14 protein-coding genes are annotated in these 13803 nt (G+C 47.3%); 5 read left to right on the top strand and 9 right to left on the bottom strand.

What is annotated here, in order from left to right; translation table 11 throughout:
* Nucleotides 1-289 precede the first annotated feature (289 nt).
* From ACESLK_RS25875 to ACESLK_RS25855, 5 genes are all read right to left on the bottom strand, one after another.
* Complete coding sequence (locus tag ACESLK_RS25875) at nt 290-961, bottom strand: hypothetical protein (protein WP_373232688.1); 672 nt, start codon at nt 959-961, stop codon at nt 290-292.
* Nucleotides 962-1283: 322 nt separating this feature from the next.
* The gene (locus ACESLK_RS25870; protein WP_373232687.1) at nt 1284-2324 is read right to left on the bottom strand and encodes a FecCD family ABC transporter permease; all 1041 of its coding nucleotides are present in this window, start codon (nt 2322-2324) and stop codon (nt 1284-1286) included.
* Nucleotides 2321-3361, bottom strand: coding sequence for a FecCD family ABC transporter permease (locus ACESLK_RS25865; RefSeq protein ID WP_373232685.1), 1041 nt, complete (start codon nt 3359-3361; stop codon nt 2321-2323). The genes ACESLK_RS25870 and ACESLK_RS25865 overlap by 4 nt, the downstream gene beginning before the upstream one ends.
* Before the next feature lie 56 nt (nt 3362-3417).
* Nucleotides 3418-4686, bottom strand: a complete 1269-nt coding sequence (locus tag ACESLK_RS25860; RefSeq protein WP_373232683.1) for a stalk domain-containing protein — start codon at nt 4684-4686, stop codon at nt 3418-3420.
* Nucleotides 4687-4806: 120 nt separating this feature from the next.
* The gene (locus ACESLK_RS25855) at nt 4807-5490 is read right to left on the bottom strand and encodes a hypothetical protein (protein WP_373232682.1); all 684 of its coding nucleotides are present in this window, start codon (nt 5488-5490) and stop codon (nt 4807-4809) included.
* A 278-nt stretch (nt 5491-5768) separates the two neighbouring features.
* On the opposite strand from ACESLK_RS25855, the gene ACESLK_RS25850 reads away from it, so the two are divergent.
* A complete protein-coding gene (locus tag ACESLK_RS25850; RefSeq protein ID WP_373232680.1) occupies nt 5769-6554 on the top strand; it encodes an IucA/IucC family C-terminal-domain containing protein in 786 nt (261 codons plus the stop codon).
* A 182-nt stretch (nt 6555-6736) separates the two neighbouring features.
* On the opposite strand, the gene ACESLK_RS25845 is transcribed toward ACESLK_RS25850, so the two are convergent.
* Nucleotides 6737-7045, bottom strand: a complete 309-nt coding sequence (locus ACESLK_RS25845) for a winged helix-turn-helix transcriptional regulator (protein ID WP_373232678.1) — start codon at nt 7043-7045, stop codon at nt 6737-6739.
* 152 nt (nt 7046-7197) lie between these two features.
* Between ACESLK_RS25845 and ACESLK_RS25840 the strand changes: the two genes are divergently transcribed.
* Together ACESLK_RS25840 and ACESLK_RS25835 are read left to right on the top strand one after the other, a co-directional pair.
* Nucleotides 7198-7596: a DoxX family protein gene (locus ACESLK_RS25840; RefSeq protein WP_373232676.1), complete on the top strand. Its 399-nt coding sequence runs from the start codon at nt 7198-7200 to the stop codon at nt 7594-7596.
* A gap of 23 nt (nt 7597-7619) precedes the next feature.
* The gene (locus ACESLK_RS25835) at nt 7620-8324 is read left to right on the top strand and encodes a pirin family protein (protein ID WP_373232674.1); all 705 of its coding nucleotides are present in this window, start codon (nt 7620-7622) and stop codon (nt 8322-8324) included.
* Between the two features lie 107 nt (nt 8325-8431).
* Here ACESLK_RS25835 and ACESLK_RS25830 read toward each other — a convergent pair whose 3' ends face one another.
* From ACESLK_RS25830 to ACESLK_RS25820, 3 genes are all read right to left on the bottom strand, one after another.
* Nucleotides 8432-9421 carry a cation diffusion facilitator family transporter gene (locus tag ACESLK_RS25830; protein WP_373232672.1) on the bottom strand — a complete coding sequence of 330 codons (990 nt, stop codon included), beginning with the start codon at nt 9419-9421 and terminating at the stop codon, nt 8432-8434.
* A gap of 158 nt (nt 9422-9579) precedes the next feature.
* Nucleotides 9580-10392 carry a histidinol-phosphatase gene (locus ACESLK_RS25825; protein WP_373232670.1) on the bottom strand — a complete coding sequence of 271 codons (813 nt, stop codon included), beginning with the start codon at nt 10390-10392 and terminating at the stop codon, nt 9580-9582.
* 22 nt (nt 10393-10414) lie between these two features.
* Nucleotides 10415-11317, bottom strand: coding sequence for a LysR family transcriptional regulator (locus ACESLK_RS25820; RefSeq protein ID WP_373232668.1), 903 nt, complete (start codon nt 11315-11317; stop codon nt 10415-10417).
* Between the two features lie 202 nt (nt 11318-11519).
* Here ACESLK_RS25820 and ACESLK_RS25815 point away from each other — a divergent pair, with 202 nt between their 5' ends.
* Both ACESLK_RS25815 and ACESLK_RS25810 read left to right on the top strand, forming a co-directional pair.
* Nucleotides 11520-13133 carry an MDR family MFS transporter gene (locus ACESLK_RS25815; RefSeq protein WP_373232666.1) on the top strand — a complete coding sequence of 538 codons (1614 nt, stop codon included), beginning with the start codon at nt 11520-11522 and terminating at the stop codon, nt 13131-13133.
* Nucleotides 13134-13145: 12 nt separating this feature from the next.
* Nucleotides 13146-13709, top strand: coding sequence for a PadR family transcriptional regulator (locus ACESLK_RS25810; protein WP_373232664.1), 564 nt, complete (start codon nt 13146-13148; stop codon nt 13707-13709).
* Nucleotides 13710-13803: the final 94 nt, after the last annotated feature.

The following is a 13803-nucleotide window of genomic DNA, read 5'->3' as shown; positions in this document are numbered from 1 at the left end:
ATAAATTCCTAGAACTTTACTCATCCCGCGCATTCGCTTGGGCTTTGCCCTCCAGTGTAACATTTACAACCTAACGATCCATCGTCCCGATGGATAAACCTACTACACAAACTTCTTGACGCTACCTCGAAATAGGTAATATACCTTTATTTAGAAGCATTTTTGCAAGTAATTAATTAAATCAGGAATAATTCCTTAATTTAGGTGTAGAAATGAAGCTAGTTAACCACCCAAACCACCCAAACCACTACATCTAAGAGCAATAATATTACAATTACACTCGGATTCTCTAGAAGAAACGCTCGATTCCTTTCGCAAGTTGAAACTGTACTGCACGTTCACCGCGCCCTCTTCTTATTGGCACAACCCAAACTTTAGTTACTAATCTGTTGATGGTATTCATAGTAGTTTTATGATTTATCCCTAGGTGACGCGTAACATCGATCGGTCGGAACGGGCGTGCGAGCCGAAGAGCTAGTCTGATTATTTCCCTCTCAGCAAGTACTGATAAAGTGACAGGCGCTTCATCAGCATGAAATTGGCTTATAAATAAACGAAGCAGAGTGATACACAAATCCGGGCGATCGGCGACATCATCGTAGGCAAAGGATATTACGCGATATCCGATTGCTTCCAAAAAAGTCTCGCGATTTGTTTCGTTGCAGTAGCCATTTCGATCCATGTCGCGTACATGCTTGGCAAACCCTTTGATTTCCAACAAAAAAATAATATTACCCGGCGGTTTCCAAGCAAAGTCAATAAAATAAGGCCTGTTTCGCCAATCTAGCACTTCATATTCCGGGTGCAAATGCTCGAGGTTGCCTTTAAGAACCCACCAGATGTTTTGTAAAAACAACTTTTCTCCGTGGAAATCTCTACTTAATAGCCGACCTTTGCGCTCACCTGTCCTCTTTTCGATATGTGAGGCCATAAACTCTTTGTAAGCCTGTTCAAAATCCATACATAGAAACCTCCTTATATGCAAAAAAGAACGTCCTCAGCCATTAAAAAATGGACAAGGACGTTCTTCGTCACTTGATATTATAGTCTGAATCAATTATTTTGTCACTCTGAAGATGAAGGTTAAGATATTCGCAGAAAAAAGTTGGTTTCAGGATTGTGCCATCCTCATCTTGATGATTTTCCACCAGCGCATATCCGGTCAAGTTCGATGTGAAGTTTGAGGGAAGGCAGGTTGGATACGAGCTCAGTGTACGGAAATGGAATTCTCGCTCTCTAAGATCTAGGGTCTCAAGGCAGCCCCGCTCTTTTTGTAATCATGTCTATGCGTTCCGATTGCGATATAGCAAATAGATAAAGAAAGGCGCGCCGACACAGGCGGTAAACACCCCAACCGGGATGTCGTAAGGCAAGAAAGCCGTTCTGGCAACTGTGTCCGCGAGGACGACCATCATTCCGCCGATCAAGGCCGACACCGGCAGTACGCCGCCGAATGAAGGGCCGATCATCTTACGGGTCATATGGGGTGCAATGAGCCCGACGAACGAAATCGCCCCGCCGACTGATACGGCGGCGCCGGCTAACACCACACTTATCATGAGCAGTGTAAACCGTTGGCGCTGAACGGCGCTTCCCGCACCGGCCGCAATGTCGTCCCCCAGTTGAAGCACGTTCACATTCCTGGCGAACACAAAAGCGAGTGGAATAAAGACGGTTACCCACGGCACAATCATCCATACGATGCTCCAATCTGTGCCGTATACCGTACCTGTAAGCCATACATAGGCTTGCGCTGAAGTATACATCGGATTCATGACGAGCATCACTTTGGTCATCGACGCGAGCAGGAAGTTTATCCCGATACCGATCAACACGAGACGGATTGCCGTAACGCCTTGTTTCCAGGCGAGCAAATAGATGACGATAGCAGCGACACCGGCACCGATCATTGCCGCGACCGGCAGCCAGACGATGCTGACCGTACCCGCCAAATAGCTGATAAACGCCACCGCCGCGACGGATGCGCCGCTTGTGATGCCGATGATGTCGGGGGAAGCAAGCGGATTGCGGATGATTCCTTGCAGAATGGCTCCGGCTACCGCCAACGCGGCCCCGACGAGAAACGCAGTGATGATTCTTGGAAGGCGGAGCTTCTGAACCACAATCCTCTGCTCTTCGGTACCGCCTCCGAACATAGCACTCACGACATCCAGTGGATGAATGCGCATATCCCCGAGAGCGGTGCTGAGCAGGAGCGCGGCGACGCTGAATACAGCAAGCGCGATCGTTAGCATCAACGATTTTTTATGAAGAAAAAAAGAGACGGGGATCTTCTCGAATCGGACGTGCGTAAAATTTTTCACTTATTGACGATCCCCTTTCTGGCGATCGCAATGAATGCAGGAATGCCGATAATCGCAGTCATAACGCCGACCGGCAGTTCTTCGGGCCTGATCACGAATCGGGCGGCGATGTCGGCAACGAGAACGATGATTGCACCGAGCACCGCGCTGTACGGAATGATCCAACGGTAATCGTTGCCGGAGAACAGACGGGCGATCGTAGGCACGATTAATCCAATAAAGCCGACCGGGCCGGCCACTGCGACGGAGCTGCCGGCGAGCGCCACGATAATCAATCCGGCGGCGAGCTTCACGAACAACGTCCGCTGCCCAAGTCCTTGCGCCGTATCTTCGCCCATCGTCAGCACGTTCATATGCCTGGTGATCCAGAACGAGGCGATCCAGCCGACTACCATGAGCGGCAATACGGCTTTCAGCATATCGAACGATCTGCCCGCGACGGAGCCGGTCAGCCAGAATATCACTTCACTCAGGCTTTGCTCGTTAAGCACGAGCATCCCTTGCGTGAAGGAAGAGAAAAGGGCACTCAGCGCGGCCCCCGCCAAAATAATTTTAAGAGGCGTCAAGCCGTCACGGCCGAGCGACCCTAACAAGTAGACCGCGACGGCGGCAACCGTCGCGCCGGCGAACGATAGGGCAGTCAAAGCTGGCAAAGAGGTTATGGATAACACAGTCACGCTGAACACGATCATGAACGATGCGCCGAAATTGATCCCGAGCACACTCGGATCGGCAAGCGGGTTTCTCGTTAGCCCCTGGATCAGCGATCCGGCAACGGCCAAGCAGGCTCCGATTGCGGCAGCTGTGAACGCTCTTGGCACGCGCGAAGTTTGCACGATGATATGCGCGTTAGAAGTGCCGTCATATTGCGTGAAAGAATAGTACACGTCGGACCAACTGATTGGTGTCGCCCCGTAAACCATGCTGGCGAATACGAACGCGATCAATAGAATGAATCCGAACGCAAGGCCGGAACCCTTAGACAGGTTTCCGGAAAACAACCTTTCCATTATTGCCACTCCAGTCCCGTGACGCATAAAAGAATGAGCCGGATAGCCCATTCTTTCGTACGTACAATAATATTCGAAGAGAATTACAGGTCGAAGTAGAAGTACAGGTCGTCAAGCATCATTTTCGCGGCTGTCGCTCCGCCTGACATGTTCCAGGTGATATCGTTCACTTGGTAGTACTTGCCGTTCTTGACGCCTTTGAGGTTGCTCCACAGCGGATTCTTCTGCCATTCTTCCTGGGATTTGAACTCTTCGCCGTCGCCGTGGCTGGAAGTAATGTCGAAGATGATATCGCCGTCCATCAACGGAATCTGCTCCTGGGAAGCAAGGTTCACGACAACTTTGCCTTCCACTTGCTGCGCTTTCGGACGTTTCAAGCCTAGCTCCTGAAGGATCGTACCCGCGAATCCCGTTACGTAGAAACGGGCGGAACTGTCTTCCTGGAAGCGGACGATCGATACTTCGGTGTTGGCGCGGTTTCCAATTTTGGATTTAAAGTCTGCTACCCGTTTGTTCCAATCGCCTATGAACGCGGCGGCTTTGTCTTCTGTATTAAACGCCTTGGCTGCCATGTCCATATTCACTTTCCATTCGAACAATTGCTCTGCGAACAAGGTGGGGGCGATTTCGGACAACTGGCCGTAAATTTTCTCGTGACGAGTTTTAGCTCCGATAATCAAATCCGGCTTCAAAGCGACGATCGCTTCGATGTTCGGCTGCAATTCGCTTCCGAGGTTTTTGACCCCGCCCATGTCCGCCCGGAGATAGTGGTACCAAGGAGTCTGAACCCACGATTCGACCGCACCTACAGGTTTGACGCCTAAAGTCAGCGAAACGTCTACCATGCCGTTGAAAAGGATGACGACGCGTTTCGGAACGGAAGTGAGCGTCGTTGTGCCCTTGGCGTGAGTAATCGTGCGTTTTGTTTCGAGGCTTACCGTCTTCGTGCCGGCGTTCCAGTTCACCCACAAGCCGAACGATTCGCCTAGGAAACGGAGCGGAACGAGAGTGCGGCCGTTTTTCACGACCGCTTTGGCGTCGAGTTTAACGGTTTTTCCGTCTAAGATGGCTTGGTTGCTGCCTATCGTTAGTTCTACAGTCGTTTTGCCTCTTTTCACTTTAAGTTGTTGCGTTTTTGCGTCGAAGCTAAGGGAGGCCCCGATTTTTTGCATTAACATGCTGTATGGAATCATCGTGGAGCCGCTGATCACTTGCGGCTGAACATCGAATGTAAGCTGCTGGCCGTCGAGCACGACTTTGAGCGGCGTTGCCGCCGCCGCGGCGAACGGAACGGAAACGATGGCAAGCAAGAAGGAAAGACATAAGGCCATTGTGCGAATTGACTTTATCATTGGAAGCATAAATCCACCTTTCAAGATTGAGTGTTATGATAATGATTATCATTATCGCATATCATAGGGCAATAATATTTCAGCTGTCAAGCAAATTTTCAAGCGAGTTCGGTCCGGCCGTTACACACCCGCTTTGTCGGCCAATTGGCGAAACGCTTGATACAACTCATAATCCAGCTGCAGCATCGCATCCGGATTGATCGTGTCACCGGCTTGCAGCTCGTTTAATTTGACGATTTTTTCTTCTAGAAAATCGACCATATCCGGAAAAGAAGCGTCTACGTCCGATTTCATCGCTTCCCAGTCTTGCGCGATTTGAGAGGAGATGTCTTTCATTTTCGCGGCGTCGTTGTCCTCGGCATGCTGCTTCAAGTCTTTGACGAGCGATCGGATCTGTTCGATAGACTTCTTCAACCGCTCGGCTTCCTGGCCGGTCGCGACCGCCTGATCCGATCCGTTGTCCATGATCGAATCGGTGACGGCGTTAGCCACGGATTCATTCTTCTTCTTGGATTCCTGTACCTTCTGATCAGCCTTTGCTGGTTTTTTGGCCGGATCACTCGTTTTCTCCGGCGTTTGTTCCTCGACTTGTTGTGTGGGTTCCGCTTGCATCGGCTCTGTCTGAGTCGGACTGTCCTGAGCTTCCGATTGCGAATTTTCTGTCTGAGCAGGTTGTTCGCTTGCCGTTTGAGTCGGTTCAATCGTTTGCTCTTCTGCCTCTATGTATCTGTTTGATGACGGAGAAGTGCTGCAGCCCGTCAGCCACAGTGACACTGCGATCGCGATAACGAAAGATCGTTTCAACTTGATTCCTCCCATGTTGCATATTCGATTGATTGTCTATACCCCAAAATTATTTTAGTGGAATTACAACCCATTTTCAATCACTAATTGATAATAATTATCAATTTCATTGACAGAGCGGAGATGTCTATATAAAATCGATGATAAATAAAGGAAATGAGCCGTATGAATGCTCTGGAAATACGTGACTTGTCGGTGTGCTATGAAAATCAATTCGTTTTTAGCGTAAACGCGTTATTTTGCATGGAAAAACGAAAGAGAATAGGTGAAAAAAAGCGATGGGGTTCGTGTATCAAACGGAAGAAATCGACGTATTAGTGAAAGACTATCGATTTGCGACAGAGCCTTCACTGGACAGAAGGTTTTCTATGCCGGCAATCGATTTGCTGAATGAAGACAAATGTTCGGCTTATCTGGACAGGGTGACGAGCATATTCGAAGCATCGACCCATGCGGCTACCGTATCGCTATTTGCTAAGAGATACAGCTTCCTGACCATTGCTTCCAGCCTGTATGCGATGAGCGCGTTTAACAAGGGCTTGGATTATTCCATTGAGAATTGTCATATCGAATCCTATCATCAAGGTCAGACATGGCTTCCGAAAGTGCGCTTGGCCGATTGGCAAGTCTCGGAGCCGGCAGAGGGCAGCCGGCATGAATGGCGGGATCAAATCATTCATAACCTATTCGCCGGGAATTTGGCCAAAGCATGGAGCTTCCTTTCCAAGTCGGCCTCTATTTCGAAGGCCGTTTTATGGGAGAATACGGCTGTCTGCGTGTACTGGATGTACGAGAATAAGTTTAGGGAGGGGGCCGGCGACGATCAAAAATCCCGCATCCAAGAAGACTTTGAATATTTGCTTAACAAAGCGCCGGCGCATCTTTTTGGTGAAACGAAAAATCCGCTGGCAACATTCGACAGTCCCAAGCTGGTAACCTGCGCTTCAGAGACGCCCATTCGCATTCGAAAAACTTGCTGTTATTATTACTTGGCTTCGGATGAGCCCGAAGACTATTGCTCGATTTGCCCTAAAAAAAAGCATGAAGTGGTTTCCAAGGTTTAGACCCAGTGAACCTTCAATATGCATAACGAATAAGCACATTGTTTCCGCTGGAAACAGGTGCTTTTATTCGTTGCACAATTATACATGGAGGATTGTATCGTTTGTAGTAAGCTTCAAGCCAATAGAAACAACAAAAAGCGGGCCATCTAGCGGCCCGCTTCTTTAGCTATAATTCGTCACAGTTACATCCAATTCTCGCCCCAGCTTTGAATGGATAGAATAACATCCTCCAGGTTGCGGCCCTTCTCGGTTAATTCATATTCAATACGCACCGGCATTTCCGGATATACGGTTCGTGTAAGAATTCCGAGTGCTTCGAGCTCCTTCATGCGATCAGTTAGCATTTTATCGCTCATTTCGGGAATTTGCTCTTTTATTTCCTTAAACCTTTTAGGACCGCCAAGCATTACTCGGATAATGAGTCCCGTCCATTTTTTGCCCAACAACTCAGCAGCCGATTCATATTTGGGGCACATTTTGGAATAGTCCATATCGATTCCCCCTTTATATACATAGTAACATACCCACTTGCAAAAAGTAAGTTTAAACTTAATCATTAATAGTTACTTGACAAAATAAAGTAACATAACTTAGTATAGAGACAGAAGAAAAACAAATCAAACAAACGAGAGGCGTGGTTAGAATGGAATTAGGATTATTGTTGTTAAGAGTAGTTATTGGTATATTATTCGCAGGGCATGCGATGCAGAAATTGGCAGGCTGGTTCGGAGGATATGGACTTGAAGGGACTGGCGGGTTCTTCGAATCCATTGGAATTAAGCCAGGACGTACAATGGCATTCGTAGCAGGAGTCAGCGAATTAGCCGGAGGATTGATGTTCGCATTCGGATTGTTTACACCGCTTGCCGCTGTACTGATTGTCGTACCTATGTTAGTTGCAATCGCTAAGGTTCACGGGAAAAATGGCTTGTGGGTTACGCAAAATGGGTATGAATATAATCTAGTGCTCATTGTAATTGCTGTTGCCGTTGCGCTAACCGGACCTGGAGAATTCTCTCTTGATGCAGTCTTGTTTAATTGAAATAAGACAGGAGGCGTAAATAAATGATTACCATTCAACGTGCTGGTGAACGGTATTCCGCCGATAATGGCTGGTTGAAATCAAATTTTAGTTTTTCCTTCGCTGATTTTTATGATCCCAACAACTCACAATTTGGACCGTTAAGAGTGCTCAACGATGACTGGATTGCTGCTTCCGAAGGTTTCGGAATGCATCCCCATCGAGAAATGGAAATCGTCACGCTCGTGCTTAGCGGACTATTAGAGCATAAAGATAGCCTAGGAAACCGTGCGGCAACGACATGGGGAGGCGTTCAGAGGATGTCTGCCGGTACAGGTGTCTTCCACTCGGAGTACAATATTTCCGAAGACGAGCCTCTGGAGCTGCTCCAGATGTGGTTCATACCCGATAAGCAAGGTGTGAAGCCTTCTTATGAAACGACGGAATTCGATAAGGATAACTTGACTGATAAGCTCGTTCCCGTTGCTTCAACCAACGCGGTGGAAGGTAAAGTCGCTCACATCAACCAAGATATGAGCATCTATCTGTCAGATCTATCAGCGGGTAAGCCTTTAACCTTTACACAGCCTGCGGGAAGAAAAGCGTTTCTGTTTGTTCTTGAAGGAGAAATCAGTGTGAAAGGTGAGTTGACGCTAGGACGAAGAGATGCTGCCAAGCTCGAAGACGTTACTGAGCTGATTTTGATTAGCCGTGAAGGCGCTCGAATCCTATTGATTGATTTGCCATAATGGAAAAAGCTCTTTTAGGGAAATGGTAGGATTATCAACCATTCCCCAAAAGAGCTTTTTTTTGCTAAAAGATATAGTGGGTACCCTAGCGCGCGAAAAAGTCCAAGTTACAGCAGGGATAAGGGGTTTAGTTCCTGGTGGTTCTTTTCCTCTTGCTGTTTAAGAAATTGTTTGCCGTACTCCCCATGCGGATGGATGTTGACATGCTCCATCTGTATAGTGGAGTGAGTAATACCGTATTTCTCAGCTAACATGTCGTTTACGGCTAATATGATGCAAAATTGCTGAATATCGGCGCGGACGAACATATGCGCGGTTAAGGAGTAATGGTCGCTCGAGATCGCCCACAGATGCATTTCATGAACATCCTCAACACCTTCCACCTTTGCCAGCTCCGAGCGGATTTCGTCAAGATTAAATTGCTCGGGGACGGTTTCCATTAGAATATAAATGGATTTCTTTAAGATCTTAAAGCCGCCTATAAATATGATGCCGCCAATGATCACGCTGATTAACGGATCGGCGAACAACCAACCCGTGAAAAAAATAATAACAGCAGAAACGATAACGCCAACCGAGCTTAACAAATCGCCGATAAAATGCCATAGCGCACTCTGGATATTCAAGTTCTCTTCTTCATGATTACTGTGGCTGAGGACAAGGGTTAATACGAGATTAACGGCAAAACCAATAGAAGCAATCGTCAGCATAAGAGTAAAGTCGATCTCTTCCGGCTTGAGTAAACGTCTCACGCCTTCGATGAAAATACCGACAGAGATGACGCACAACGCCAGTCCATTCAGGAAAGCTGCAATAATCTCGAATCGCAAATACCCGAAGGTGTATTTGGCGTTGGAAGGGCGTCTAGCTAAGTAAATAGCCGTCATGCTGAGCCCTAAAGCTATAACGTCCGATATCATATGGGCAGAATCCGACAATAAAGCCAGAGAGTTGGACAGCAAACCTCCGATTACCTCTACGATCGTGAAGAACAAAGTGAGATAAAGGGTTATCCATAAAGTGCGTTTGGAGCGTGTTTGCTCCTTCATGTGCTTCAAGTGATGATAATCATACTGTGAGTCAGCAGGCTGGGTCATTGGCTCACTCCTTGCTAATGAATTTGTCATACAAATGAAATATACCTGTTACCACTCTGTCGCAGAGTCAGGCTACAATAAATAACAAGACCCCCTTTTTTTCATATAATTGGAGCCTGCCACCGATGGCAGGCTCTCTTTTTTTTTATCTTCGAGAATCAAAGCGGAACGATAATCTTCTGCTTCTGCCTGAAAAATACCCAACGGCTAAAGCCGATTTCACGCAATCGCTTCTGAACAAGCTCCCACTCATCACCTACGCGTTCCGGCAGATGAGCATCCGATCCGAACGTAACATCAACGCCGAAGTGCAGGGCGCGCTCGAGAAGGGTATCAGAAGGGTACCAACCGCCGCAGAGCTTCGTTTTTCCGCTTGTATTAATCTCGATTGAAATATCGTTCTCGGCTACGGCTTTAAACGCTTCGTCGATTTCAGCCTCGGCACCAGGTATGTTGGCGAATAGGGGATAATAGCCCTTCATCGCGTCGATATGGCCAAGCACTTGGAAGAGTCCGCTTCTCGCAGATTGGCTAATCAAATGATAATAATCCTTCTTCACATCAATTTGATCCGCTTCAAGCTGATTTTTCCATCGATTGCGATTGAAAATGCTGACCCCCTTCGTCTGGTGAACGGATCCAATAATGTAATCGAAAGGGAAAGGCTCATAGGCTTCCTTATACACTTCAATCTGATCAATATAGAAATCGGATTCAACTCCGAGCAATACTTCAATACGATTCTTGTATTGCTCCTTAAGGCGAAGGACTTCGGCTACATAATTCGGGAAATCGCTTCGAGCCATAGCAATTCCCGGCTGCGGCTGATCAAGCTCATGGGCAAAATAAGGGGAGTGGTCGGAAATTCCAATAGCCGAAATACCGGCATTGATAGCAGCTTCAATGTAGTCTTTGATTTTACCCGATGCATGCCCGCATCTATCGTGGTGTGTATGCAAATCGAATTTCATAGTTATCACTCTCGCTTCTATCTTATTCGCTTCCGATAAATTGATCCTCCGGCATTCCCTTTAAGTCGTTAAGGAATTGCCTCATAGCGCTATTCACATAACGTCCTGATTTGGTCATAACCCCAACAGGGTGGCTTACCTCGAGCTCATTCACTGGAATCATCTTGAGCGTACCAAGGCGTAATTCAACCGCAATGGATAGCTTCGAGACGAAAGCGGCTCCCATATTCAATTCGACCATCCGTTTTAATTCTTCACTGCTTCCCAGTTCCATAACGATATTGGGCTGAAGTCCGTGATCGCGGAATATCCGATCCACAAATCGGCGTCCCAATGTATCCGGCGAGAGCAGAATAAGAGGGATATCCTTAAGCATGCCAATCGCAACGCGATTTAATGAGGCGAGTGGATGCTCTGGGGCGACGACAAACTCGAAGGTATCGTAATAAAGCACCGATGTTTCGACTTGTGCGCTGGGATCGGTTAAATAACCGATCCCAATGTCAACAGTCCCATTCTCAACACTGGAGAGGACTTGGGTAGAAGACATGGACAATATACTTGTTTTGATCAGTGGAAATTGATTCTGGAAATAAGACATGACCCTAGGCAGAATCTGGATGGCAATCGACGTCGTCGTCCCTATCACTATATGCCCCTGGGGAATTTCATTCAAGTCTGAAAGCTTCTGTTTTAATTGCTCCACGATCGCTAATATTTGCTCCGCATGCTTCAGAAATACGTTGCCGCGATCGGTTAAAGTAACGGGATGATTACGATCGACCAATATGGCTTTGAATTCGTCCTCCAAACTCTTGATCTGTGCGGATACAGCGGGCTGCGTCAAATTGAGCACCTCGCCTGCTTTACGAAAGCTAAGTGTTCTAGAAATGGTCACCAACGTCTCCAACTGGCTAATGTTCAAATAATCGCCTCCACCATTGAAAATATTTATCAAACCAACAGAGTGTATAAAAAGGATTTGTCGTTTCATTCATTATAGGGGATTTTTTTAAAGGGAGCAAAGGTTGAAATATACTCTAATTTGAGTATAATATCGAGTATAGTAATCAAATTTGAGTATATTAATGTGGAGAAAGAACTTTCTCTTGAAAGGGTGTTCAAGCATGGACGTGAAAAAAAGCAATACCCGCCTTGTCGTCGCGGGATTGATGCTCGGTCTATTCATGGCCGCGCTTGATCAGACAATCGTATCTACGGCAATGACTACCATCATCCAGAAACTCGGAGGGATGGAAAGCTTCATTTGGGTGTATTCTGCTTATATGATCGCCATGGTTGTGTCAACGCCTATATTCGGTAAGCTTTCCGATATGTACGGCCGTAAGAGGTTTTTCTTAATGGGGCTGCTCCTTTTCCTGATTGGCTCTATACTATGCGGAACTGCGCTGAATATGGAGCAGCTTATCATTTATCGAGCGATACAGGGAATCGGCGGCGGTGCTTTGATGCCGATTGTATTCACTATTATCTTTGAATTATTTCCTGCAGAGAAGCGCGGCAAAATGATGGGTTTATTCGGCGCCGTGTTCGGGGTGTCGAGCGTCTTCGGACCTATTCTTGGCGGTGCAATTACCGATTATCTAAGCTGGCGCTGGATATTCTACATTAATGTGCCGATCGGAATATTGGCGATTTTCTTTATTGTGAAGGCTTACCATGAAACGAAGGTTTCGCGGAAGCAAGTCATTGACTGGACCGGGGCGATCTTGCTTACGGGTACGATTCTCTGCTTGATGTTCGGACTTGAACTCGGGGGATCAGAGGGTCATGCATGGGATTCCATAACGATTATATCGCTGTTCGCAGGCTCTGCCGTGTTATTCGTATTGTTCCTGCTTGCAGAGAGAGCTGCTAAGGAACCAATCGTTAAACTTAGTTTATTCCAAAATCGATTGTTCACGAGCAGCATGGCCATAAGTTTGTTATACGGCGGCGTTATGATAGCAGGAGCGACGTATATTCCAATCTTTATTCAGGGCGTTTTCCATAAGACGGCTACGGAAACAAGCACCGTCTTAACCCCGATGATGCTAGGCGTCGTTCTTAGCAGCCAAATCGGCGGCAGGTTCGCGACCAGGTTCCGTTACAGAGATGTTATGGTCATATCTGCGCTTACTTTGCTGGTCGGCTCTTTCCTTCTCGGCTTCGTGATGGACACGGCAACAAGCCGCTCGATGATTACTCTGTTCATGGTCATTATTGGGCTTGGAATGGGCGTTTCCTTTTCACTATTAAACATCTCAACTCTAAATGCCGTACCGCCTCAATTTAAAGGCTCTGCTTCATCGCTGCTTACGTTTTTCCGAACCATCGGATCCGCTCTTGGCGTTACGGTATTCGGTACGATGCAGAAGCATGAGTTTCAAGAAGGTGTCAAGGAGGTACCTAATATCACTCCAGATATGGCAGTCCAAATCACGGGGGGCCAGGCACTGCTGGATCCAACCATACAGGCTAAGATGGGATTAACGCCGGACATCGTAAATAGCCTTCTTTCAAAGCTGGCTGGCTCCATCATCTTCATATTCCAATGGTCCGTTCTCTTGCCGTTATTGGCATTGGTTTTCGTATTACTGATGGGCAGGGCGCGGATGGAGACAAAGAAGCCTGGGCAACAAGGCACTCCTGGACAACAAGGCACTCTGGGGCAACAAGGCAATCAAAACTCGAAAGGCGAGGGAACAAGCAGACCAGAGCCCTCTTTCCATGAAGGTTAAATCCCTATGTCAATGAGATTATTAATTCTGGGTTTGCTTATGGAGAAAGACAGGCATCCCTATGAGATTCGGCAGACGATCAAAGCCCGGAATTGGCACCATACCTTCAGGATACGAGATGGCTCGCTGTATTATGCAGTAGATCAGCTTCGGGAGGATGGCTTGATTGCAGTGGTAGAGACTGTATCTGTCCCAGGCGACAAGCGTCCTGATAAGACGATTTACGGCATAACGGAGAATGGAAAATCGTCGTTTCTGGAGCTTCTATACGCGCAATTGGAGCAGGAGGTTTATCCTCAGCATCCTATGTTCATTGCATTGCCCTTTGCAAGACATGCCGACAATGCGCAGCTTGAGCAAATCATCGCGAAACAGCTTGCGGTATGCCAGGTAAGGATTCAGAAAATCGAAGGCGTATTGACCCTAAAGGGTGAATGGCTGCCTCGCGGAGCGGTGCGAATGCTTGAAGGAATCCTGCGGCTAAGCGAGACAGAGCGGGAATGGCTGCAAGAGCTGCTTATGGATGCGAGATCAGGCCGATTAACCGATGGTGGAAACACTAACGTGCCCGATTAATACAAAGCTCGGAAGAGGTCAAAGCGGGAAAGTTCCCGACGCTGACTCCTTCGAGCTTTTTTTTTTGCGACAAGGTAATCTAAATATTAAATAA

The organism is Cohnella sp. (genome assembly GCF_041640265.1).
Lineage (GTDB): Bacteria > Bacillota > Bacilli > Paenibacillales > Paenibacillaceae > Cohnella.
Note: the sequence above shows the minus strand (reverse complement) of the source record. Positions and strands in the feature narration are given on the sequence as shown.